The sequence below is a fragment of the Streptomyces sp. NPDC005303 genome (genome assembly GCF_040607335.1).
In the GTDB taxonomy this organism is placed as follows: Bacteria; Actinomycetota; Actinomycetes; order Streptomycetales; family Streptomycetaceae; genus Streptomyces.
The window spans coordinates 686,228-707,313 of the sequence record NZ_JBEXGM010000001.1; the positions used below are offsets into that span (position 1 = coordinate 686,228).

At 70.1% G+C, this 21,086-nt stretch carries 22 protein-coding genes; 14 read left to right on the plus strand and 8 right to left on the minus strand.

What is annotated here, in order from left to right:
* Positions 1-90: 90 nt before the first annotated feature.
* Positions 91-609, minus strand: a complete 519-nt coding sequence (locus ABZT93_RS03270) for a DUF6542 domain-containing protein (protein WP_356098050.1) — start codon at positions 607-609, stop codon at positions 91-93.
* A gap of 177 nt (positions 610-786) precedes the next feature.
* On the opposite strand from ABZT93_RS03270, the gene ychF reads away from it, so the two are divergent.
* The 3 genes from ychF to ABZT93_RS03285 all read left to right on the plus strand — a co-directional run bounded on the left by ychF (position 787) and on the right by ABZT93_RS03285 (position 2,599).
* Positions 787-1,875, plus strand: a complete 1,089-nt coding sequence (gene ychF, locus ABZT93_RS03275) for a redox-regulated ATPase YchF (protein ID WP_356098054.1) — start codon at positions 787-789, stop codon at positions 1,873-1,875.
* A gap of 191 nt (positions 1,876-2,066) precedes the next feature.
* Positions 2,067-2,348, plus strand: coding sequence for a type II toxin-antitoxin system prevent-host-death family antitoxin (locus tag ABZT93_RS03280; RefSeq protein ID WP_356098057.1), 282 nt, complete (start codon positions 2,067-2,069; stop codon positions 2,346-2,348).
* The gene (locus tag ABZT93_RS03285; protein WP_356098060.1) at positions 2,345-2,599 is read left to right on the plus strand and encodes a Txe/YoeB family addiction module toxin; all 255 of its coding nucleotides are present in this window, start codon (positions 2,345-2,347) and stop codon (positions 2,597-2,599) included. The genes ABZT93_RS03280 and ABZT93_RS03285 overlap by 4 nt, the downstream gene beginning before the upstream one ends.
* Before the next feature lie 158 nt (positions 2,600-2,757).
* Here ABZT93_RS03285 and ABZT93_RS03290 read toward each other — a convergent pair whose 3' ends face one another.
* Both ABZT93_RS03290 and ABZT93_RS03295 read right to left on the minus strand, forming a co-directional pair.
* Complete coding sequence (locus tag ABZT93_RS03290) at positions 2,758-3,669, minus strand: serine/threonine-protein kinase (RefSeq protein ID WP_356098063.1); 912 nt, start codon at positions 3,667-3,669, stop codon at positions 2,758-2,760.
* Entirely contained in the window at positions 3,669-3,908 is a 240-nt protein-coding gene (locus tag ABZT93_RS03295) for a hypothetical protein (protein ID WP_356098066.1), read from the minus strand. The genes ABZT93_RS03290 and ABZT93_RS03295 overlap by 1 nt, the downstream gene beginning before the upstream one ends.
* A gap of 80 nt (positions 3,909-3,988) precedes the next feature.
* Here ABZT93_RS03295 and ABZT93_RS03300 point away from each other — a divergent pair, with 80 nt between their 5' ends.
* The 8 genes from ABZT93_RS03300 (at position 3,989) to ABZT93_RS03335 (ending at position 11,690) form a co-directional block, all read left to right on the plus strand.
* The gene (locus tag ABZT93_RS03300) at positions 3,989-4,819 is read left to right on the plus strand and encodes an oxidoreductase (RefSeq protein ID WP_356098069.1); all 831 of its coding nucleotides are present in this window, start codon (positions 3,989-3,991) and stop codon (positions 4,817-4,819) included.
* A gap of 144 nt (positions 4,820-4,963) precedes the next feature.
* Positions 4,964-6,259: a DUF4190 domain-containing protein gene (locus ABZT93_RS03305; protein WP_356098071.1), complete on the plus strand. Its 1,296-nt coding sequence runs from the start codon at positions 4,964-4,966 to the stop codon at positions 6,257-6,259.
* Between the two features lie 147 nt (positions 6,260-6,406).
* Positions 6,407-7,159, plus strand: coding sequence for a GntR family transcriptional regulator (locus ABZT93_RS03310; protein WP_356098074.1), 753 nt, complete (start codon positions 6,407-6,409; stop codon positions 7,157-7,159).
* A gap of 313 nt (positions 7,160-7,472) precedes the next feature.
* Positions 7,473-7,664, plus strand: a complete 192-nt coding sequence (locus ABZT93_RS03315; protein ID WP_007384464.1) for an SPOR domain-containing protein — start codon at positions 7,473-7,475, stop codon at positions 7,662-7,664.
* 25 nt (positions 7,665-7,689) lie between these two features.
* Positions 7,690-8,172 (plus strand): (deoxy)nucleoside triphosphate pyrophosphohydrolase, encoded by a 483-nt coding sequence (locus ABZT93_RS03320; protein WP_356098077.1) that lies wholly within the window; start codon positions 7,690-7,692, stop codon positions 8,170-8,172.
* A gap of 96 nt (positions 8,173-8,268) precedes the next feature.
* A complete protein-coding gene (locus tag ABZT93_RS03325; protein ID WP_356098080.1) occupies positions 8,269-8,676 on the plus strand; it encodes an ATP-binding protein in 408 nt (135 codons plus the stop codon).
* Between the two features lie 16 nt (positions 8,677-8,692).
* Positions 8,693-8,962, plus strand: coding sequence for a hypothetical protein (locus tag ABZT93_RS03330; protein ID WP_356098083.1), 270 nt, complete (start codon positions 8,693-8,695; stop codon positions 8,960-8,962).
* A gap of 100 nt (positions 8,963-9,062) precedes the next feature.
* Positions 9,063-11,690, plus strand: coding sequence for a SpoIIE family protein phosphatase (locus ABZT93_RS03335; RefSeq protein ID WP_356098086.1), 2,628 nt, complete (start codon positions 9,063-9,065; stop codon positions 11,688-11,690).
* Here the strand turns inward: ABZT93_RS03335 and ABZT93_RS03340 are convergent.
* Positions 11,687-13,066 carry a hypothetical protein gene (locus ABZT93_RS03340; protein WP_356098089.1) on the minus strand — a complete coding sequence of 460 codons (1,380 nt, stop codon included), beginning with the start codon at positions 13,064-13,066 and terminating at the stop codon, positions 11,687-11,689. The two genes, ABZT93_RS03335 and ABZT93_RS03340, sit on opposite strands and share 4 nt — an antisense overlap.
* An 80-nt stretch (positions 13,067-13,146) precedes the next feature.
* Here ABZT93_RS03340 and ABZT93_RS03345 point away from each other — a divergent pair, with 80 nt between their 5' ends.
* Complete coding sequence (locus ABZT93_RS03345) at positions 13,147-14,229, plus strand: hypothetical protein (RefSeq protein WP_356098091.1); 1,083 nt, start codon at positions 13,147-13,149, stop codon at positions 14,227-14,229.
* Positions 14,230-14,331: 102 nt separating this feature from the next.
* The gene (locus ABZT93_RS03350) at positions 14,332-14,646 is read left to right on the plus strand and encodes a hypothetical protein (RefSeq protein WP_356098094.1); all 315 of its coding nucleotides are present in this window, start codon (positions 14,332-14,334) and stop codon (positions 14,644-14,646) included.
* Here ABZT93_RS03350 and ABZT93_RS03355 read toward each other — a convergent pair.
* Genes ABZT93_RS03355 through ABZT93_RS03370 form a run of 4 tightly spaced genes read right to left on the minus strand, consistent with a single transcriptional unit; the run spans position 14,627 to position 18,492 of the window.
* Positions 14,627-15,397 carry a succinate dehydrogenase/fumarate reductase iron-sulfur subunit gene (locus tag ABZT93_RS03355; RefSeq protein ID WP_356098097.1) on the minus strand — a complete coding sequence of 257 codons (771 nt, stop codon included), beginning with the start codon at positions 15,395-15,397 and terminating at the stop codon, positions 14,627-14,629. The two genes, ABZT93_RS03350 and ABZT93_RS03355, sit on opposite strands and share 20 nt — an antisense overlap.
* Positions 15,394-17,328, minus strand: coding sequence for a fumarate reductase/succinate dehydrogenase flavoprotein subunit (locus tag ABZT93_RS03360; protein ID WP_356098099.1), 1,935 nt, complete (start codon positions 17,326-17,328; stop codon positions 15,394-15,396). The genes ABZT93_RS03355 and ABZT93_RS03360 overlap by 4 nt, the downstream gene beginning before the upstream one ends.
* A gap of 17 nt (positions 17,329-17,345) precedes the next feature.
* A complete protein-coding gene (locus ABZT93_RS03365) occupies positions 17,346-18,182 on the minus strand; it encodes a hypothetical protein (RefSeq protein ID WP_356098102.1) in 837 nt (278 codons plus the stop codon).
* 19 nt (positions 18,183-18,201) lie between these two features.
* A complete protein-coding gene (locus tag ABZT93_RS03370; protein WP_356098104.1) occupies positions 18,202-18,492 on the minus strand; it encodes a hypothetical protein in 291 nt (96 codons plus the stop codon).
* Between the two features lie 298 nt (positions 18,493-18,790).
* Here ABZT93_RS03370 and ABZT93_RS03375 point away from each other — a divergent pair, with 298 nt between their 5' ends.
* Entirely contained in the window at positions 18,791-21,046 is a 2,256-nt protein-coding gene (locus tag ABZT93_RS03375) for an ABC transporter family substrate-binding protein (protein WP_356098107.1), read from the plus strand.
* Positions 21,047-21,086: the final 40 nt, after the last annotated feature.

Here is a 21,086-nt window from a genome sequence, read left to right on the forward strand (position 1 = left end):
GCCGCCGTCCTCCCGCCGGCCGCCCCGCAGCCGAGGCCTCCCGCGGACAGGCACCGCAGCCCGTCCTCCCACCACTGCCCGGCGTTGGCGTCAGCGCGAGCGGTCCCGCACCAGGCGGATCCTGCGGACCAGTGCGATAAGGCCGGCGGCCAGTGTGCCGGCGTAGAGCCAGCCGGCCTGCGTGGCCAGGGCGGTGAACAGGCCCATCAGGCGGCCCGAGGTGCCGCCGCCGCTGTCGGCGACCGGGACGAGCCCGACGGCGAAGGCGATCGGGACGATGATCGGGGCGGTCAGCAGATCGGCCCGGCGCATCCAGACCGACGTCAGCACACTGACCGGCACGAACAGCACGCCGTACAACGTCAGCGACGAGCCGAACAGCAGGGATACCAGGAAGCCGAGCACGACCATCAGCCCGGCGCAGAACAGGCCGCCGCCGAGCCCGGTGAGCCGGGGGTTGGGCAGCCGCCGCAGCGTCTGGACCACGGGGGGCGGCGGGCGCCGGGCCACCGGTGGCCGACGCTCGCCGCGAGCTTGCGCGGGCAGTGGTGCTCCTCGGTCCGGGCGTCGTGTTCCGTTGTGCGGGGGGCGGGTCCTGTGTTGCTCCACTGGACCAACCTAGGTCTGTTTATGTGTGGAATCGCTCCTCGGACACGCCGTGGGAAAGACCTTGGCCATGCGTTCGAGAGGGCCGCCGGAGCGTGCCGCGACACGCCGTAGACTGGTGGATCGGCCCCCTGGCCGCCAGTCTCCTCACGTCACCTCTTACGTACGGGAAGTCGCAACGTGTCGCTCACGATCGGAATCGTCGGTCTGCCGAATGTCGGCAAGTCGACCCTGTTCAACGCCCTGACCAAGAACGACGTGCTGGCGGCCAACTACCCGTTCGCCACGATCGAGCCGAACGTCGGCGTGGTCGGCGTCCCGGACCCGCGCCTGACAAAACTGGCCGAGATCTTCTCCTCCCAGAAGATCATCCCGGCGACCGTCGACTTCGTGGACATCGCGGGCATCGTGAAGGGCGCCTCCGAGGGTGAGGGCCTGGGCAACAAGTTCCTCGCGAACATCCGTGAGTCCGACGCGATCTGCCAGGTCATCCGTGCCTTCAAGGACGAGAACGTCGTCCACGTCGACGGCAAGGTCTCGCCCAAGGACGACATCGAGACGATCAACACCGAGCTGATCCTCGCCGACCTCCAGACCATCGAGAAGGTCCTGCCCCGACTCCAGAAGGAATCGCGGATCAAGAAGGACGTCGTGGCGAAGGTCGCGGCGGTCGAGGCGGCGAAGGAGATCCTGGAGAAGGGCGACACGCTCTTCTCGGCGGGCATCGTCCAGGGCTCCGGCAACGAGGAACTGCTGCACGACCTGCACCTGCTGACGACGAAGCCCTTCCTGTACGTCTTCAACGTCGACGAGGACGAGCTGGTCGACGAGAGCTTCAAGGACGAGCAGCGCGCCCTGGTCGCCCCCGCCGAGGCGATCTTCCTCAACGCCAAGCTGGAGGCGGACCTCGCCGAACTCGACGAGGAGGACGCGATGGAGCTCCTGGAGTCGGTCGGCGCGGAGGAGCCGGGCCTCGCCACCCTCGCCCGGGTCGGCTTCAACACCCTCGGCCTCCAGACCTACCTCACGGCCGGCCCCAAGGAGTCCCGCGCCTGGACCATCAAGAAGGGCGCCACGGCTCCCGAGGCAGCCGGCGTGATCCACACCGACTTCCAGAAGGGCTTCATCAAGGCGGAGGTCATCTCCTTCGGCGACCTGGTGGAGACCGGCTCGGTGGCCGAGGCCCGCGCGAAGGGGAAGGCGCGGATGGAGGGCAAGGACTACGTCATGCAGGACGGGGATGTCGTGGAGTTCCGCTTCAACGTTTAGGCGCAAATCCACCACGTCGTCTTCGTTAAGTGCGCAGGTCAGAGGGGCCCGACTCATCGGAGTCGGGCCCCTGGCTCTTTCCCGTGCCGGGATGGTGCTGGGATTTCTGACGGGCTGTCACTCATTTAGCCTAGCTTCAGGAGCCATCAGTGGTACGTTATCCGGTACCACTTGATAAAGGGGGTCAATCCATGTCGATAACTGCGAGTGAAGCCCGCAAGGCTCTCTTTCCTCTGATCAAGAAGGTGAACGATGATCACGAGGCCATCGAGATCGTGTCCAAGCATGGCAACGCCGTACTTGTCTCGGCAGAGGACTATGCGGCGCTGCGTGAGGGCTCGTACCTGCTGCGCTCGCCTGCGAACGCCCGGCGCCTGCTCAAGGCGTACGAGAATGCTCTGAGCAACATCAATGTCTCGGAGCGCGAGCTGATTGATCCCGATGCGGCGGATCCTGCTGAGGGTACTGCGTGAGGCTTGTCTTCGAGGATCAGGGCTGGGAGGACTACACCTCGTGGCTCAAGAACGACCGCAAGATGCTCGCTCGGATCAACAAGCTCATTGAGGACGTCAAGCGGGATCCCTTCACGGGGATCGGCAAGCCCGAGCCGCTTAAGTACCACTTGCCCGGGGCGTGGTCGAGGCGGATCGATGACGAGCATCGATTGGTCTACCTGGTTACGGACAAGGAGATTGTGATCCTCACAGCCCGCTATCACTACTGACCGTGGGGTTGTCCGTACTGGTTTGCCGCTCTCATGCCGGGAGGGCGATTGAAGCGGAAGTCTCCGCAGTGGGAGGCCGGGACTCGACGGGCAGCACTCCAGGTAATCCGACACGGGCCATGCCCGTGACCTGACGCATGCACTACCGGGTCCTCGCCTCAGGCGCTAACCCACCGCGCCATACCTTCAAAGGCGTCCAGCGTGCGGCTATGTCCCGGACCGAACCAGGCGCTGCAATCCCGACCCAGCCGGTCGTACAGCTCGGCGGCTCCGCGCACGTCGCCGCTGTGCCCAGTGAGGTCGGCAAGTTCCATGCGCGCAGTGATGACCAGAGCATGATTCTGGCCGTGCTTCCAGACAAGCCGTCGTACCGCGAGTTCGGCAGCGCTCAGTTGATCGGCGAAGCCGTTGTCGGACGTGGGTGCGCCCGGTCCTTGAGAGGGGCCGTCGGCACGTCGCTCTGGCCCGGACGCATCGAGGTCCTGCTCGATCTCCTTGATCACGCGGACGTCGGCGCGCGCGTTGTGGGGCCGGTGCTCGGGCTCGGGTGACATGTACAGAGGTGTGCCGGCTGCGCTGCGCGTCTCGGTAGCGTCGACGAAATGCGACAGGCCGAAGTCGACGATACGTACGTCGCTGTCGGCCTCCCGAACGAGAACATTGCCTGGTTTGATGTCACGGTGGACAACGCTCTGGTCGTGAGCAGCGGCGAGCCCCTGGGCGATCTGACTGCTCCAACGACAGGTACGTGCCAGTGGCAGGGGGGTGACGCCCACATGGGCGTTCAGCGGCTCGCCGTCCACGTACTCCATGACGAGGAATGGCGTCTCGCTGCCCATGGCGCAGTCGTAAAGGCGCGCGAACCGCTCGCGTATGTGCGGAACACGCCCTGGAGCCGGGCGCGGACCCGCCAGTCTGTCCAAGGCTAAGAATTTCAGAGCTACTTCGCGGCCGAGCATCCCGTCGCGCGCACGCCACACGTCTCCGAATCCGCCGCTACCGACATGGTCGACCAGTTCGAAGTGGTTGCCCGGACCGACGAAGCGCCGGCCGTCGCGAGGGCCCGTCATCACTCGCCAATGTCGCCGGTCGCGTTCCGAGCGCTTCCTTCGAGCGCTCCCGCCTCGCTGCGCCACGCCTGGTTTGCCAGCTGGGGAGCAACATCGAGGTTCTTTTGCCACGCAGTGAAGAACGTGACGCGCTGGATCAACGCTCTGTTCAGAACGGCGGCGGCGGTCTGGGCCTTCGCGGCTGAGTTCTTGCTTGCAGGTCCCGTACGTGTACGTCGGTCGTCATAGCCATCGGTCATCACTGTGGGTCTTGGACGGGCAACCGAGGTCCCCAGCAGGGTGGTTGGTGACACAAGCAGTGCGACCACGAGGAGTCGTCATGAACAAGGTGTGGCTGATCACGGGCGCGAGCAGCGGATTCGGGCGGGCGATCGCCGAGGCGGCCCTGGCCGACGGCGATGTCGTGGTGGGCGCGGCCCGTAGGCCCGAGGCGCTGGACGACCTGGTGGCCGCCCATCCCGACCAACTGGAGGCGCTGCGCCTGGACGTGACCGACACGGCCGCCGCGGAGTCCGCCGTGCGGGACGTGGTGGCCCGGCACGGCCGGATCGACGTGCTCGTCAACAACGCGGGCCGCACGCATGTCGGCGCCTTCGAGGAGACCACCGAGGACGAACTGCGCGAGCTGTTCGACCTGCATGTCTTCGGGCCGGCGGCGCTCACGAGGGCGGTGCTGCCCGCCATGCGCGAGCGGCGCTCGGGCGCGATCGTGCAGATGAGCAGTATGGGCGGGCAGATGTCCTTCGCGGGCTTCTCGGCGTACAGCGGGACGAAGTTCGCGCTGGAGGGTCTGTCCGAGGGGCTCGCCGACGAGGTGCGGGAGTTCGGCATCAAGGTGCTGATCGTGGAGCCGGGCGCCTTCCGCACCTCGCTGTTCGACGCGAGCCGTGCGGGAGTCAGTGCCGACAGCGGGGTCTACGCCAAGGTGAGCGAGACCCGCGGGTTCGTCTCCGGCGGCGACGGCACCCAGGCCGGCGACCCCGCCAAGGCGGCCGCCCTGATCCGCGCCGCCCTCGACGCCGAGGAGACCCCGTTGCGCCTGCCCCTCGGCGAGGACGCGGTGACCGCCGTACTCGACCACCTCGACGGCGTACGGGCCGACGTCGCCGCGTGGGAGAAGAGCACGCGGGCCACGGGTTTCGACGACTGAGTGTCAGGCCGGCCCGTGAGCGCGTTCACCGCGCGGGTCGTCGCATCGGTGATCGCCATTCCGCCCCTGCCCGCCTCGCACATACCATGCGCCCTGTCGTACGTCAGTTCCCCACCGCCCGCCTGAACCAGGAGCACGGTACCCGTGTCCATACCCCCGCCCCCTGGGCCCCACCAGCCCGACCCCGCCCAGGGGCCGACCCCGGCCCCGGACCCGTACGGTCCGCCGCCGTATGGACAGCAGACGCACGGGCAGCAGGCGCACGGGCAGCACCCCTACGGACAGCACCCGTACGGGCAGCCGACGTACGGGCAGCAGCCGCACGGGCAACCCTTCGGTCCGCCGTACCAGACCTGGGGGCAGGGCTACAGCCCCTACGCCCGCCCCTCCCCGGTCAACGGCCTCGCCGTCGCCTCCCTGGTGCTCGGCGTCCTGTGTTGCTTCCCGGCCGTGGGACTGGTGCTCGGCGTGATCGCGCTGGCGCAGATCAAGAAGAAGGGCCAGTCCGGCAAGGGCCTGGCGATCGCCGGGTCGATCCTGTCCTCCCTCGGGCTCGCCCTGTGGGTGACCGCGCTCGCCACCGGCGGCCTCTCCGAGGCGTGGGACGGGTTCAAGAAGGGCGCGACGCAGGGCACGGCCTTCTCGGTGGTGAAGGGCCAGTGCTTCGACGCACCGGGGGAGTCCCTCGAAGGACTGACCTACGACGTCGACGAGGTGCCCTGCGCGGGTGAGCACGACGGCGAGGTGTTCGGCGAGTTCACGATGACCGGCGGCTCCGCCTTCCCGGGGAACAGCGCGGTCTCCGACGTCGCGGACGAGAAGTGCTACCCGCTCCAGCACGCCTACGCGATGGACACCTGGGCGCTGCCCCAGAACGTGGACGTGTACTACTTCGGCCCGACCCGGCAGAGCTGGCGCCTCGGCGACCGCGAGGTCACCTGCATCTTCGGCAACACCGACGACAACGCGACCCTGACCGGCTCGCTGCGCGCCGACGAGACCACGCTCGACACCTACCAGGTCTCCTTCCTGAAGTCCCTCGACGCCCTCGACACCGTGCTGCGGGAGGAGCCCGAGGACTATCCGGAGGACGACCTGGCCGGCTATCGGGACTGGTCACGGGACGTCCAAGACAGCCTCGGCGAGCAGATCAAGGTCCTGCGCGCGCACTCCTGGCCGGCCAAGGCCGACAAGCCGGTCGCGGCCCTGGTGAAGGACATGGAGGGCGCGCGCGACGAGTGGGCGAAGGCGGTCGCCGCGGCCGAGGACGACGACGTGGACGCGTTCTACACCCACTACGACAAGGGCTACGACTACGTCGACGGCCCCAGCACGGTCACCGCTCGCAAGGCTCTGGGGCTGGCCACCAAGCGGCCGACGTACGACGAGGACCGCGGCGACGGAAGCGGTGACTCGGGCGGCGGCGAACTCAATGTGTGATCGCCGCCATAGCGGGGAGAAAGTGCCTGCGTAAAGCCCCCCACCGGCACATGTCATCACATCGAGTGATTCCCTGGCCTTTGCTTGCATGGTCGAACCCACGGTTGCCACGCTGTTGCTGTCTGTACAACCTGATGGGAGCGGCCAGTGACATTCGGTGAGCAGCCGGCGTATCTGCGTGTCGCGGGTGATCTCCGCAAGAAGATCGTCGACGGTTCGCTGCCACCGCATACCCGCCTGCCGTCCCAGGCCAGGATCCGCGAGGAGTACGGCGTCTCGGACACCGTCGCGCTGGAGGCCCGCAAGGTGCTGATGGCCGAGGGTCTGGTCGAGGGCCGCTCCGGCTCCGGGACGTACGTGCGCGAGCGGCCCGTGCCCCGCCGTATCGCCCGCTCCGGCTACCGCCCGGCCTCCGGGGCCACCCCCTTTCGGCAGGAGCAGGCCGACGGGGAGGGGCGCGGCACCTGGGAGTCCAGCAGCCGGCAGGCCGAGGCCTCGGTGGGCATCGCCGAGCGGCTCGCCATCCGGCCCGGTGACCGGGTGATGTGCACGAAGTACGTCTTCCGGGAGGCCGGTGAGCCGATCATGCTCTCCACTTCCTGGGAGCCCCTCGCGGTCACCGGGCGCACTCCCGTGATGCTCCCCGAGGAGGGCCCTCTCGGCGGCATGGGCGTCGTCGAGCGGATGGCCGCCATCGACGTCGTCGTGGACAACGTCACCGAGGAAGTGGGCGCCCGCCCCGGCCTCGCCGAGGAGCTGCTGGCCCTGGGTGGTGTCCCCGGACATGTCGTCCTCGTGGTCCACCGCACCTACTACGCCTCGGGCCGCCCGGTGGAGACGGCCGACGTGGTCATTCCGGCCGACCGCTACCAGGTCGCGTACCACCTTCCGGTGAAGTAGCGCGCGCCCCTGGGAAGTTGCCCGGGGCGAACAGTCAACGGGCTCGCAGGCGAACGCCGTTCGAATTCGGCCGTTCTCGCAGGTCGACACCGCTGTTTCGGAAGCGTCCCCGACGGAAGTCGTCGCCGTCCACCGGGGGCGTGTTCATCGGTGCGCGCCCCCGCCGGAGGAGTCCGTCCTGGCTGGTTGCGTACCTCTTTGTGAAAACGCGTGTTCGCTGCGTAAAGGTTGGGCGTAGGCTCGGGCATATGCGGAGTGCGGTTTCCTTATCGGGTGGGGCTCGACGCAGGTCGGGAAGGAGCGATGGGGCGCAATGAACGACGGCACGATCACTCTTCCCTGGCTCGTCATACGGCAGGACGACAACGGCAATCGCTACCGCGTGGGCAGGTACGCGACCCGGGCCGAGGCCCAGAAGATCGCCGACAGCCTCGATGCCCGCGGCCACAAACAGCTCTACTGGGTCGAGCGCATCGGCCCCAACGGCGCGAGTTCGGCCGACTGACCAAGCCTCCCGTAGGCTCCGGCGCATGACGGAACGGATCGTGGTGGTGGCGGCCGCCCTCCGCGACGGCGACCGCCTTCTCGCCGCCCGCCGCAGCGCCCCGCCCGAACTGGCCGGACGCTGGGAGCTGCCGGGCGGCAAGGTGGAGCCGGGGGAGTCGCCGGAGCAGGCGCTGGTACGCGAACTGCGTGAGGAGTTGGGTGTGGCGGCGGAGGCCGTCGAGCGCGTCCCAGGCGAGTGGCCTCTGAAGCCTCCCTATGTCCTTCAGGCGTGGCGGGCCCGCCTCCTCCCCGGCTCACCGGACCCCGAGGCGCTGCAGGACCACGACGAACTGCGCTGGCTGACGCCGGAGCAGATCTGGGACGTGCACTGGCTCGACCAGGACGTGCCGGCGGTGCGGGAGGCTGCCGGAGGCGTGGGACTGTCTGGGTATGCGGCTCCGCCGCGGGGCGCGACAAGCCACGGCGCATCCGCGACCGCCCCGCAACAGAGCCCCCCGAGCTCTTAGGCGCCCCTACTTACGCCATTCGGCGCGGTACCGCGCCCCTGATATCGGGTATGTGCCCCTTAACCCCACGAAAGCGGACATGGGCTGGCCCGGGATGTGATCGGCGTGATCGACACCGAAGGCGACTGCGCCAAGTGGACTTTCCCGGCGGACCCGGGTGCCGTGCGCGCCGCCCGGACGGCCGTGCGGAACCGGCTGGCCGCCTGGAAGCTCGACGGTCTCGCCGACATCGCCGCCCTGCTGGTCAGCGAGCTGGTGACCAACTCCCTGCGGCACGCCACCGGCCCCATCGGCGTCCGGCTGGTCCGCCCCGACGGTGTCGAAGGCGTCCTCCTGGTCGAGGTCTCCGACCCCCTCCCCGACCCGCCCCGCGAACGCGTCGCCGACCTGGACGACGAGAGCGGCCGCGGCCTGCAACTGGTCGCGCACGCCGCCCGGCGCTGGGGCACCCGCCCCGGCGCCACGGGCAAGACCGTCTGGTTCGAACTCTCGATGCCGGGCTGAACAGGACCTGATCGCGGTGAACCCCGAGAACCCCGAGAACCCCGAGAACCTCGACAACACCGACAAAACCGAAAACACCGAAAACACCGAGAACTCCGAAAACACGGAGAACGCGAGAAACGCCAAGAACCCCCGGAACGCCTGTACGGCACCCCGCCCGCTGTCCATCGACTGGTTCAGGCCAGTGGCGGTTGTCGGCAGACGTGATTCGACGCCGTGTCCGCTGGTTAGAAGACTGGAAGTGTTGTCGCAGCCCGGACCGAAAACCGTCGGGATCGTGCTGTGATCGTGAACACCGTGTTGTGCGGCGCCGTAGTGCTGGATACTGCGGGCAGCCGCCCCCGGTGACCGGTACCGGACGCGGTGAGCTGGAGGGGACGGTTCGCGTGAGCGAGATACCAGCGAAGGCCACGGAGTCGAAGGACCCGTCGGACGGCGCGAGGGCGGAGGCCACGGCTGCCGCCGTGGCACAGGTCCGCCACGGCGAGGGGCCGTCCGGTGACGCCATGTGGCAGAGCAGCCCGCCCGGCTCGATCTACGACTACATCAAGGTCGCGTCCTTCTCCATAGGCCCCGACGGCCTGGTCGAGCAGTGGAGCCTGCGCGCGGAGCAGCTCTTCGGTATCTCCGCCGAGCGCGCCGTCGGCATGGACCCCATCGAGGCCTTCATCGACCCGGACCTGCGCGCGCAGGGCCAGCGCAAGATGGCGGAGATCCTGGACGGCCGCGAGTGGACCGGAGTGGTCCCCTTCCGGGTGCCCCCGTCGGCGGCCGACGGCGAGTGCGGCCGGGAGGGCCTCGCCGAGGTCTATGTGATGCCGACGCGCACCGAGGAGGGCGAGCAGGCGGCCGTCTGTATCGTCGTCGACGTGCGCACATTGCGCAGCATCGAGACCGACCTCGCCGCCTCGCAGGCGATTTTCGGTCAATCTCCCTTCGGGTTTGTGCTGATCGACCCCGACCTGCGGGTTCGACGCGTCAACTACCGGTTCGCCTCCCTCTTCGGCGGCAGCCCGGACGACCACCGCGGCAGGGGCGTCCACGACTATCTGCCGCGCCCCGAGGCCGAGCGGGTCACCGCGACCCTGCGCCGGGTGCTGGAGACCGGCGACTCCATCACCGACATGCACGTCACCGGCTTTCTGCCGGGCTCGGACGAGCGCCGCCACTGGTCGATCAACCTGTACCGGGTGCGCAGCGGATCCGGCCGGCCCATCGGCATCGCCTGGCTGGGAACGGACATCACCGCCCGCCGAGCCGCCGCCCGTGAGGCCGCCGCCGCACGGCGCAATCTCGCCCTCCTGAACGAGGCCGGTGCCCGCATAGGCAACTCCCTGGACCTGGAGACCACGGCCCGCGAACTCCTCGACGTCGTCGTCCCCGGCTTCTGCGACCTGGCCACGGTCGACCTCTACCAGGGCCTGCTGGCCGGCGACGAGACCCCGCCCGGCCTCGCCGACGGCAGCGGCGAACTGCGCCGGGTCGCCTTCGCCAGCGCGGTCTCCGACGCGCCCTTCGCCGGCTCCGGTGCCCCCGTCTCGGTCGGCGCGGTCCACCACTACCCGTTCAACTCGCCCTGCGCGGACGCCCTGCGCACCGCCCGCCCGCAGTACATCCCGGCCGAGGAGGGCGGCCTCGTGCAGTCCACGCTCGCGGTGCCGATGGTCGCCCACGACACCGTCGTAGGACTCGCGCAGTTCTCCCGGACGAAGGGCAGCGAGCCGTTCGGGGACCGGGACCGGGATCTCGCGGTGGAGCTGGCGGCGCGGGCCGCGGTCTGTATCGACAACGCGCGCCTGTACCGGCGGGAGCACGAGCGGGCGCTGATGCTGCAGCGGTCCCTGCTGCCGCCCGGCGACCCGGTCGCCTCCGGTCTGGACATCGCCTGCCGCTATCTGCCCGGCAACTCCTCCGCGGACCGCCCCAGCGAGGTCGGCGGCGACTGGTTCGACGTCATCGAACTGCCGGGTCACCGTACGGCCCTGGTGGTCGGTGACGTGATGGGCCGTGGTCTGCGGGCGGCGGTGGCGATGGGTGAACTGCGGTCCGCCGTCAGGACGCTGGCCCTCCTGGACCTCGAACCCGCCGAAGTCCTCTCCGCGTTGGACGAGATCGCCCGCGGCCTCGGTGCCCCCGGCGGGGTCCAGCAGGCCACCCGCGCCGCCCGCCGCCCCCGTGAGGCGGACCTGTCCGAGGTGTACCTGGCGACCTGTGTGTACGCCGTCTACGACTCGGTGACCCGCCGCTGCACCTTCGCCAACGCCGGTCACCTGCCGCCCGTGCTGGTCGAGCCAGGCGAGGACGCGCTGATGCTCGACGTGCCGCCGGGCATGCCACTCGGCGTAGGGGGCGAGCCCTTCGAGGAGGTCGAGGTCGAACTACCCGAAGGCGCCCTGCTCGCGCTCTACACGGATGGACTGGTCGAAAGCCGCGATCACCCCCTCGACGAAGGTCTCCAGGCGTTCGTCGGGGCGCTCACCGACCCCTCCGCCCCGCTGGAGGACGTCTGCGACCACGTCCTCAACACCCTCGACACCCATCACGGCGAGGACGACATCGCCCTGTTGATGGCACGTGTCCAGGGCCTGCCCGCCGACTCGGTCGGAGACTGGACGCTGCCGCGCGAGCCGCGCAGTGTGGGCCGGGCCCGCGAGTACGCCCGTGGCCAGCTGCTGAGCTGGGACCTGGAGCCCCTGGTCGACACCACGGAACTCCTGGTCAGCGAACTGGTCACCAACGCCCTTCGGTACGGCGAGGGCGACATACGGCTACGGCTCCTGCTGGACCGCACGCTGGTCTGCGAGGTCTGGGACTCCGGCCTCGTCCAGCCCCGCCGCCGCCGCGCCCGCGACACCGACGAGGGCGGCCGGGGCCTGCAACTGGTCGGTCTCCTCAGCGCGGCCTGGGGCTCCCGGCGCACCCCGCGCGGCAAGACGGTGTGGTTCGAACTGCCGTTGCCGGATGGGAAGAACGGCATGGTGGACCCGGCGGAGGCGTTGCTGAGCCTTTTTTAGGCGGGGTGCCCGCGCAGGCGCACGTCCCGTTCGGCGAGGTCACGCGCCTCGCGGGCCAGGACGTCCGCCCGCGGCAGATCGTCGGTCAGCCGCGCCTGTGCCAGCAGGACGCGGGGCCCGGCACCGACCGCCTCGCGGTGGACGGTGACGTAGTCGTCCGCCGCGGCCACGGACTCCCGGGCGACCAGCAGCGCGGCCACCACGAGCACCCCTGACCGGCCGGTCGCGAGTGGCGCGGTCGCGTGCACGATCCGGCGAAGGACACCGAGCGGGTCGTACGGCTGCCCGGACGTCGTCTCCTGTCGTACGGCGGCCAGGACCGCGTCGGCGTGCAGGAGGCGGGCGCAGGTCTCGCCCTCGTGACCTGTGCCGTCGCGGAAGGGGGCGAGCTCCGCCTCCGCGCCCGTGAGGGCGGGCGGGATCAGCCGGGCGGCCTCGGTGAGCGTCGAGCGCAGCCGGGTCACGGCCGTCACCAGCACGTCCGCGCGGGCGATCGCGGTCTCCGCCGCGCGCAGGTGACGGGCCGCCTCGTCCGGCCGTCCGGTGGCGGTGGCCTGGTGGGTCTGATTGAGGTGGACGGTGGCGGTGACCAGGCTGTCCTTGGCCAGCTCGACATACCCGGTGACGGAGTCGGCCGTGAGCGCGGTGCCCGCGTCGGCCGTGCGCGCGGTCAGCTCACGGAACCGGGTCTCGGCCGACGCCAGGGCCGCGGGGTCCCGGTCGAGCCCCCGTAGGGCGCCCAGGCTCTTCGCCGCGCCGGTCAGCCGCCGCTCGGCCTCCTCGCAGCGGCCCACGACTCCGGCCAGAGCGGCTGCCTCCTCCGGGACGCCCTCGTCGTACCGCTGCCGGATCGCGCACGCGGCGGACAGTTCGGCCTCCGCCGCCTCGGCCGCCGTCGTGAAGGGGGTCACCTCCTCGGGGCCGAACCCGGCCTCGGCGAAGGTGAGTTCCTCGCGGAAGGCGCGCAGCCGGTTGTCGGCGTCGACCAGCGCGGCCCGGGACCGGTCGTCGAGGTCGGTGAGTGGCGGCGCGGTCACGGGGGAGGGGTAGGCGCCGACGTGGGTCGTGCCGGCGGCCGCCGGTGTCGTACGACTGCGGGTGCGGCGTATCCGGCGGACGGAGCCGTAGACGGCGAGGGCGACCACCACGGCGAGGGCGGCCACCGGCAGGACGAGGTCGGCGCCGGAGGACTCGTCCTCGGCCGGGGCGGCGGCGCCGACCCGGGCGTCTGCAACCGAAGCACCGTCGTTGATCGTCATCCACGGCAACACCAGCCACACGAGACCGATCACCATGCCCAGCACCGCATGCGCCACCCGCACGGATATGTGCGAGCGGCCCCGCCGCGGTCGGCCCCGTATCAAGGATGGCGTCACGTTTCGGAGCGTATGGGCCGGAATGCGGGGGCGCGAGCGGGGCGGGACGGGCGGGGGTACGCGAGCGGAACGGGGAGCGGATGTCGGAGGCGCGGGACACACGGCCCGACGGGGACGGCGACAGGGACGGTGCGGCGGCGAGAGAGGCGCCGAAGCCGAGGCGCCGCCGCTGGGTCCGCCGGTGCGCGCTCGGGCTCGCGCTCGTCGTCCTCGCCCCCCTCCTGGCCGCCGCCGTCGCCCTCCGTCTCAACTACACCGGGGACCCGGCCGACGGCACCCGCACGCGCGGCAAGGACGCGATCTGGCTCGGCCACGCCTGGGTGGACGGCCGCAGGACAGACGCCGATGTCACCGCCCTCGCCCGACGCCTCGGGGCCACCGGGATCCGGGACCTGTACGTCCACGCCGGGCCCCTGGAACACGACGGCACCCTGCCCGCGTCGGCGTATCCGAAGGCGGCCTGGCTGATCGGCGCCGTGCACAGGGCGGCCCCCGGCATCCGTGTCCAGGCCTGGCTCGGCGACAAGCTCGCCACCGAGAGCCCGGACGGCATGCGCCTCGCCGAGCAGGACACCCGGGCCGCCGTCGTCCGGTCCACCCGGCAGATCCTCGCCGCCGGCTTCGACGGCGCCCACTTCGACCTGGAGCCCCTGCACTCCGGCGACCAGAACTACCTCGACCTCCTCGACGCCCTCCACCAGGTCACCCGCGCCCATGGCGTCCCCCTGTCGGTCGCCGCCCACCAGATCGACCCGCTGCCCGCGCTGCACTCCGTCGCCGGGACGCTCGCCGGGCACCCCAAGTGGTGGTCGCAGTCCTACTTCGGCCGGGTCGCGCGCCGCGTCGACCAGATCGCGGTGATGTCGTACGACACGAGCACACCGCTGGAGAGCCTGTACGGCGGTTACGTGGCCCAGCAGACCTCGCTGGCCCTGGAGGTCACCCCCGACTCCACCGACCTGCTGATGGGCCTGCCCTTCTACCGCGAGAACAACTTCGACCACTGGGCCCACGCCGAGACCGTCCCCGCAGCCGTCCGGGGCGTCCGCCTCGGCCTCTCCCGCACAGACACACACCGCGCGAACTTCGGCGTCGCCCTGTACGTCGACTTCGCGGCGAGGGAGGCCGACTGGAGGGCGTACGAGAGGGACTGGGTGCGGTAGAGCCGGGCCGGGAGCGGCGATGTGCCGTCTCTCGGCCGCGGCATGCTCGTCCTTCGGAACACGGCCTGGTCAGGGGGGCGGGCTCGTGCGACGATGATCGGCATGCACGAGACGCTGGTGCTCCTCGCGGTGCTGGTCCTGACGGCCGGGGCGGGGCTCGGCCTGGCCGCGATCATCAACGGCTGGATCGCGCCGGGCCCGGGACGGGCCAAGATGCTGCGGCCCCGTGTGTGGGGCTACGGCACCCTGGTCTCCATAACCGGGATCGGCACGTATCTGTTCGTCGGGCCGCTCCAGGGGCCGCCGGACATGGGCCGCTTCCCGGTCGCGATGAGCGGCATGGCCGTGTTCGCCGCCGGGCTGTACGTCCAGCGGCAGGCCTGCAAGCCGGCCAGGGCTAGGAAGACCTCCTCCTGATCTTCGACCCCAGCCACACCAGCGGGTCGTACTTGCGGTCGACGGCCCGTTCCTTCAAGGGAATCAGCGCGTTGTCCGTGATCTTGATGCCCTCGGGGCAGACCTCCGTGCAGCACTTGGTGATGTTGCAGTAGCCGAGCCCGTGCTCGTCCTGGGCCGTCTTCTTGCGGTCCAGGCCGGACTCCTCGGCCGCGTCCAGCGGGTGCATGTCCAACTCGGCCACCCGCATGAGGAATCGCGGGCCCGCGAACGCGGTCTTGTTCTCCTCGTGGTCCCGGACCACATGGCAGGTGTCCTGGCACAGGAAGCACTCGATGCACTTGCGGAACTCCTGCGAGCGGTCCACGTCCTCCTGCATCATCCGGTACTCGCCGGGACCGAGATCGGCCGGCGGCACGAACGCCGGGACCTCGCGCGCCTTCTGGTAGTTGAAGCCGACGTCGGTGACCAGGTCCCGGACGACGGGGAAGGCCCGCAGCGGAGTGACGGTGATCGTCTCCTCCGGGGTGAACACCGACATGCGGGTCATGCACATCAGCCGGGGCCGCCCGTTGATCTCCGCCGAGCACGAACCGCACTTGCCCGCCTTGCAGTTCCAGCGGACGGCGAGATCGGGCGCCTGGGTGGCCTGGAGGCGGTGGATGATGTCCAGCACCACCTCGCCGTCGTTGACCTCGACCTTGAAGTCCTCCAGGTCGCCGCCCTTCACATCACCCCGCCACACCTTGAAGTGGGCCGTGTAGCCGCTCATTCGTACAGCTCCTCTTCGGCGAGGTACTTGACCAGCTCCTCCTTGTCGAAGAGGGAGAGCAGGTCGGCGCGGATGGGTTCGGTGGTCTCACGGGTGAGGTCGATCTGGCCCCGGACGGGGTCGGTCGCCGCCAACCCGCCCGTCGGGTCGGTCAGTCGGCACAGCAGGTTGATCCGGCGCCACTCGCGGTCCATCGCCGGATGGTCCTCGCGGGTGTGGCCGCCGCGCGACTCGGTCCGCTCCAGCGCGGCCCGCGCCACACATTCGCTGACCAGCAGCATGTTCCTGAGGTCCAGCGCGAGGTGCCAGCCCGGGTTGAACTGCCGGTGCCCCTCGACCCCGGCCCGCCGGGCCCGTACCCGAAGATCCGCGAGCTTCTCCAGGGCCTGCTCCATCTCGCCCTCCCGGCGGATGATGCCGACCAGGTCGTTCATCGCCTGCTGGAGTTCCTGGTGGAGGGTGTAGGGGTTCTCCGGAGGTCCTACGGCGGGCTCGGCGCCCTCCGCCGAGAAGGGCCGCAGTGCCTCGGCCGCCGCCGCGTCGACCTGGACCTCGTCCACCGGCGGACGGGCGGCCGCGAGCCCGGTCGCGTACTCCGCCGCGTGCCAGCCCGCCCGGCGTCCGAACACCAGCAGGTCGGACAGGGAGTTGCCGCCGAGCCGGTTCGAGCCGTGCATCCCGCCCGCGACCTCTCCGGCCGCGAAGAGTCCCGGCACCCCGCGCGCCGCCGCCGTGTCCGACTCGACCGCGACCCCGCCCATCACGTAGTGACAGGTCGGCCCGACCTCCATCGCCTCGGCCGTGATGTCGACGTCCGCCAGCTCCTTGAACTGGTGGTACATCGAGGGGAGCCGGCGGCGGATGACCTCCGCGGGCATACGCGTGGACACGTCCAGGAAGACCCCGCCGTGCGGGGAACCCCGGCCGGCCTTCACCTCGGAGTTGATCGCGCGGGCCACCTCGTCGCGGGGGAGCAGCTCGGGCGGGCGCCGGTTGTTGTCCGGGTCCTCGTACCAGCGGTCGCCCTCCTCCTCCGACTGGGCGTACTTCTCCTTGAAGACGTCGGGGATGTACTCGAACATGAACCGCTTGCCCTCGGAGTTCCTGAGCACCCCGCCGTCGCCACGGACCGACTCGGTGACCAGGATGCCCTTCACGGACGGCGGCCAGACCATGCCGGTCGGGTGGAACTGCACGAACTCCATGTTCAGCAGGGGCGCGCCCGCGAGCAGCGCCAGCGCATGGCCGTCTCCCGTGTACTCCCACGAGTTCGACGTCACCTTGAAGGACTTGCCGATGCCACCGGTGGCGATCACGACGGCCGGGGCCTCGAGGACGAAGAAGCGGCCGGTCTCGCGGTCGTAGGCGAAGACCCCGGAGACGCGAGAGCCGTCTTTGAGGACCCGGGTGACCGTGCACTCCTGGTAGACCTTCAGCCGGGACTCGTAGTCGCCGGTCTCCTTCTTGTCCTCCTGCTGGAGCGAGACGATCTTCTGCTGGAGGGTGCGGATCAGTTCCAGGCCCGTGCGGTCGCCGACGTGGGCGAGGCGCGGGTACTCGTGGCCGCCGAAGTTGCGCTGCGAGATCCGGCCGTCCTTCGTACGGTCGAACAGGGCGCCCCAGGTCTCCAGCTCCCAGACCCGGTCCGGGGCCTCCTGGGCGTGCAGCTCGGCCATCCGCCACTGGTTGAGGAACTTCCCGCCCCGCATGGTGTCGCGGAAGTGGACCTGCCAGTTGTCGTTCGAGTTGGCGTTGCCCATGCTGGCCGCGATGCCGCCCTCTGCCATCACGGTGTGCGCCTTGCCGAACAGCGACTTGCAGATCACGGCCGTACGGGCACCGCGCTCGCGGGCCTCGATGGCGGCGCGGAGACCGGCCCCTCCGGCGCCGACCACGACGACGTCCCATTCCTGCCGGTCGACCACGGACATCAGAAGGCACCTTCAATCTAGAAGAAGCGCGGATCGTCGAAGGCGCCGGAGGCGACCAGGAAGACGTAGAAGTCGGCGAGCGCCACGCTCACCAGCGACGCCCAGGCCAGCTGCATGTGCCGGGCGTTGAGCTTCCCGACGAACTGCCACGCCTTGTAGCGGGCGGGATGCTTGGAGAAGTGCTTCAGCTTGCCGCCGACGATGTGCCGGCAGGAGTGGCAGGAGAGGGTGTACGCCCAGATCAGCGCGATGTTGACCAGGAACACCAGGGTGCCGAGGCCCATATGGCCCCACTCGTACTTCTCGTTGCGGAACGAGAGCACGGTGTCGTAGGTCAGGATCCCGGCGACCACGATCGCGGCGTAGAAGAAGTACCGGTGGATGTTCTGCAGGATCAGCGGGAAGCGGGTCTCACCGGTGTACTTCTTGTGCGGTTCGGCCACCGCGCAGGCCGGCGGGGACGCCCAGAAGCCCCGGTAGTAGGCCTTGCGGTAGTAGTAGCAGGTCAGTCGGAAGCCGAGCGGGAAGATCAGGATGATGATCGCGGGGGAGATGCCCCACCAGCCGCCGAAGAGTTCCCAGTTGGGGCCGTGGCGCATGGGCGCGCAGCGCTCGGCCAGGCAGGGGGAGTAGAACGGCGAGACGTACGGGGCCGCGTAGTAGTCCGTGTCGGCGAACGCCCGCCAGGTCGAGTACACGATGAAGGCGAGCAGCCCCGCGGCCGTGGCCGCGGGCGCCAGCCACCAGCGGTCGGTGCGCAGATGCGGGGCGTCGATCGCGGCGCGCGTACCGGTGTGTACGCCGCCGCGGGCGCTATGGGATTCGGTGTCGGGGGGTTCCGTACCAGTGGCCAACTCTTGACTCCGGTCGGGTTCAGGGGGCTCGGCGGTCGCGGGCGCCGAGTCCCTCGTCGTCCGAGTCCGTCCACAGGGTGTTGTCGTACGGGGTGTCGGAGATGGAGACGAGATCCGGGCGGCGGGCCTTGGCGAGCGCCGGGTCGGTCTCCTTCAGCAGCGCGAGGCTCTCGCGGAGCCGGTCCGCGTCGATCCGGACGCGGCGCATCTCCAGACCTCCGCTGCCCAGCTGCTGCTCCAGGCGCTTGACGTACCTGAGCACCTCGTCGAGCGAGCGCTGGGCCGCTGCCAGTTCATCGTGCACGGACATGACGTGACCTCACTTCCGTGGGCGGGGTTGCCCTGGACGGGAACGGTCATGCGCCTGCGAGTGTTGCGCGTCACACCTACCGGTGTGAAGGGACGTGCATGGATTGGCGGATCGTGTGCCTCCGTGCGCGCCCCTCGTGCGCCGTCGATTGCGCCGCACGGGTGGGCTTCCCGGTCCTTGTCGCCGTGTCGCCGTCCGTTGCCGAACCCTTTCCTCTTCAGTTGCCGCATAGATGTGATCAGCTCCATATACCGCCAAAAGTGATCATAACGCCCGCGGCTCCCGGAGGTAAGCAGAGATGTCCCACAACGGTGTCGCACTGCGCGCGGTCACGCGCTCGGTCGCCTTCCTCACCGCGGGCGCGCTCGCGGTCACCGCGCTCTCCGGGTGCAGTTCCGAGGAGAAGACGAGCAAGCCGCTCGCGGAGCAGGACATCGCGCCCGCCGCCCGCGACCAGATCGCCGACGGCGGCACTCTGCACTGGGCGGTGGACGCCGTACCGGAGACCCTGAACACCTTCCAGGCGGACGCGGACGCCACCACCACCACCGTCGCCCAGGCGGTCCTGCCCTCGATGTACCGGCTCGACGCGCACGGGCGGCCGCAGATCAACCCCGACTACCTGGAATCGGCCAAGGTCGTCCGGACCGAGCCCAAGCAGGTCGTGCTGTACAAGCTGAACCAGCAGGCCGTGTGGAGCGACGGCCGGGAGATCGGCGCCGCCGACTTCGCCGCCCAGTGGCACGTCCTGTCCGGGAAGGACTCCGCGTACTGGACCGCCCGCAACGCCGGCTACGAGCGCATCGAGAAGATCGAGCGCGGGGCCAACGACCTGGAGGTCCGGGTCACCTTCGCGCGGCCGTACGCCGACTGGCGCTCGCTGTTCTCCCCGCTGTACCCGAAGGACGTCATGGGCACCCCGGACGCCTTCAACGACTCCGCCCGCAAGAAGCTCAAGGTCACCGCCGGTCCCTTCCAGGTGAAGAAGGTCGACCGCAAGAACGACGAGATCACCCTCACCCGCAATCCGCGCTGGTGGGGTCACCCCGCCAAGCTGAACGAGATCGTGCTGCGCGCCGTACCGCGCGACAAGCGGGCCACCGCGCTGGCCGCCGGAACGATCGAGCTCGCCGAGGTGGACCCCGAGGCGCTCGGCCGCATCAGCCTCGCCGCCCACGCGGGAGCCAAGGCCGGCAGCAGCCCGCTCGCGGGCCCCGGCGCACTCCCCGGCCGCCGCCCCGGCAGCAACCTGGGAGCCGCCGACGCGCTGCGCGCCTGGGCCGTCGCCCACGAGGACGACGAGGAGGACGCCGACGACAAGATCAGCGCCCGGCAGAAGGAGCGCAGGGCGCTCGCCGCGTACGCGCGTGAGCAGGCGGCCCTCAAGGGCTTCGAGGTCCGCAGGTCCCTGGAGCCCGCCTACACCCAGCTCGCCCTCAACGGCGCCTCCGGGCCGCTCGCCGACGAGCGGGTGCGCCGGGCCGTGGCCCGCGCAATCGACCGCAAGGCGCTGGCCGGCGTCGTCCTGTCCCCGCTCGGGCTGCCCGCCGTGCCGGTCGGCAGCCACCTCGCGCTCTCCGGCCAGGACGCCTACGCCGACAACAGCGGCGCCATCGGCGGCCCGGACACCGAGGAGGCCCGGGCGCTGCTCGCGGACGCCGGGTGGGTGCCCGGCGGACCGGTCGAGAAGGAGAAGAAGAAGGGCGGCAAGGCGGCGGGGACGGAGGGCAAGAAGGCCGCACGGAAGTCCGATGACGAGGACGGGGACGAGGGGACGTACATCGTCGGCGAGGACGACAAGAGCGACGACACAAGCGACGACACAAGCGACGACAAGGACCCCAGGGACCACCGCAAGAGCGCGGACGGCCCGCGGCATCTCGCGCAGGACGGCAAGCAGTACGCGAACAGGCTGAAGCAGGGCGGCGCGCCCGGGGCGTACGCCCCCAAGGGCACGGCGGCTCCCACGGACGCGGCGACCAAGGTGCTGGCCAAGAACGGCAAGGCGCTCGCCCTGCGGTTCGTGCTCCCGTCGGGACCGGGGTCCGAGACGCTGCGCACGGTGGCCGACCGGATCTCCAGGATGCTGGCCAAGGTCGGCATCCGGACCGAGATCTCCAAGGTCTCCGACGAGAGCTACTTCAAGGACCACATCGCGTCCGGGGAGTACGACCTCGCGCTGTACTCCTGGCCCACGTCCGCCTTCCCCGCCACCGACGCCCGCCCGATCTTCGCGAAGCCGGTGCCGGCCGCGGACGGGTCGCTGAACGTCGAGCAGAACTACACGCGGGTCGGCACGGACCAGGTGGACCAGCTGTTCGACCAGGCCGTCGCCACGCTCGACGAAGGCAAGAGCCGGAGCCTGATCCGCAAGGCCGACGCCCGGATCTGGGCCGCCGCCGGATCCATCCCGCTCTACCAGCGGCCCCAGCTGACGGCCGCGAAGAAGAACGTGGTGAACGCCGGTTCCTTCGGATTCCAGACCCCGGTCTACGAGGACATGGGCTTCCTGAAGAAGGGCGCGAAGCCGGCGGCCGGGCCCACCGGCCACTGAGCCCGGCGAGCCCCCACCCAGGAGGCAACGTACGATGGGG

Bases quoted from the DNA above. Each gene is read 5' to 3' on its own strand.
- ABZT93_RS03280 (WP_356098057.1), top strand. From the start codon at position 2,067: ATGTCGATAACTGCGAGTGAAGCCCGCAAGGCTCTCTTTCCTCTGATC.
- ABZT93_RS03290 (WP_356098063.1), bottom strand. From the start codon at position 3,669: ATGACGGGCCCTCGCGACGGCCGGCGCTTCGTCGGTCCGGGCAACCAC.
- ABZT93_RS03295 (WP_356098066.1), bottom strand. From the start codon at position 3,908: ATGACCGATGGCTATGACGACCGACGTACACGTACGGGACCTGCAAGC.
- ABZT93_RS03300 (WP_356098069.1), top strand. From the start codon at position 3,989: ATGAACAAGGTGTGGCTGATCACGGGCGCGAGCAGCGGATTCGGGCGG.
- ABZT93_RS03315 (WP_007384464.1), top strand. From the start codon at position 7,473: ATGAACGACGGCACGATCACTCTTCCCTGGCTCGTCATACGGCAGGAC.
- ABZT93_RS03320 (WP_356098077.1), top strand. From the start codon at position 7,690: ATGACGGAACGGATCGTGGTGGTGGCGGCCGCCCTCCGCGACGGCGAC.
- ABZT93_RS03345 (WP_356098091.1), top strand. From the start codon at position 13,147: ATGTCGGAGGCGCGGGACACACGGCCCGACGGGGACGGCGACAGGGAC.
- ABZT93_RS03350 (WP_356098094.1), top strand. From the start codon at position 14,332: ATGCACGAGACGCTGGTGCTCCTCGCGGTGCTGGTCCTGACGGCCGGG.
- ABZT93_RS03355 (WP_356098097.1), bottom strand. From the start codon at position 15,397: ATGAGCGGCTACACGGCCCACTTCAAGGTGTGGCGGGGTGATGTGAAG.
- ABZT93_RS03360 (WP_356098099.1), bottom strand. From the start codon at position 17,328: ATGTCCGTGGTCGACCGGCAGGAATGGGACGTCGTCGTGGTCGGCGCC.
- ABZT93_RS03370 (WP_356098104.1), bottom strand. From the start codon at position 18,492: ATGTCCGTGCACGATGAACTGGCAGCGGCCCAGCGCTCGCTCGACGAG.
- ABZT93_RS03375 (WP_356098107.1), top strand. From the start codon at position 18,791: ATGTCCCACAACGGTGTCGCACTGCGCGCGGTCACGCGCTCGGTCGCC.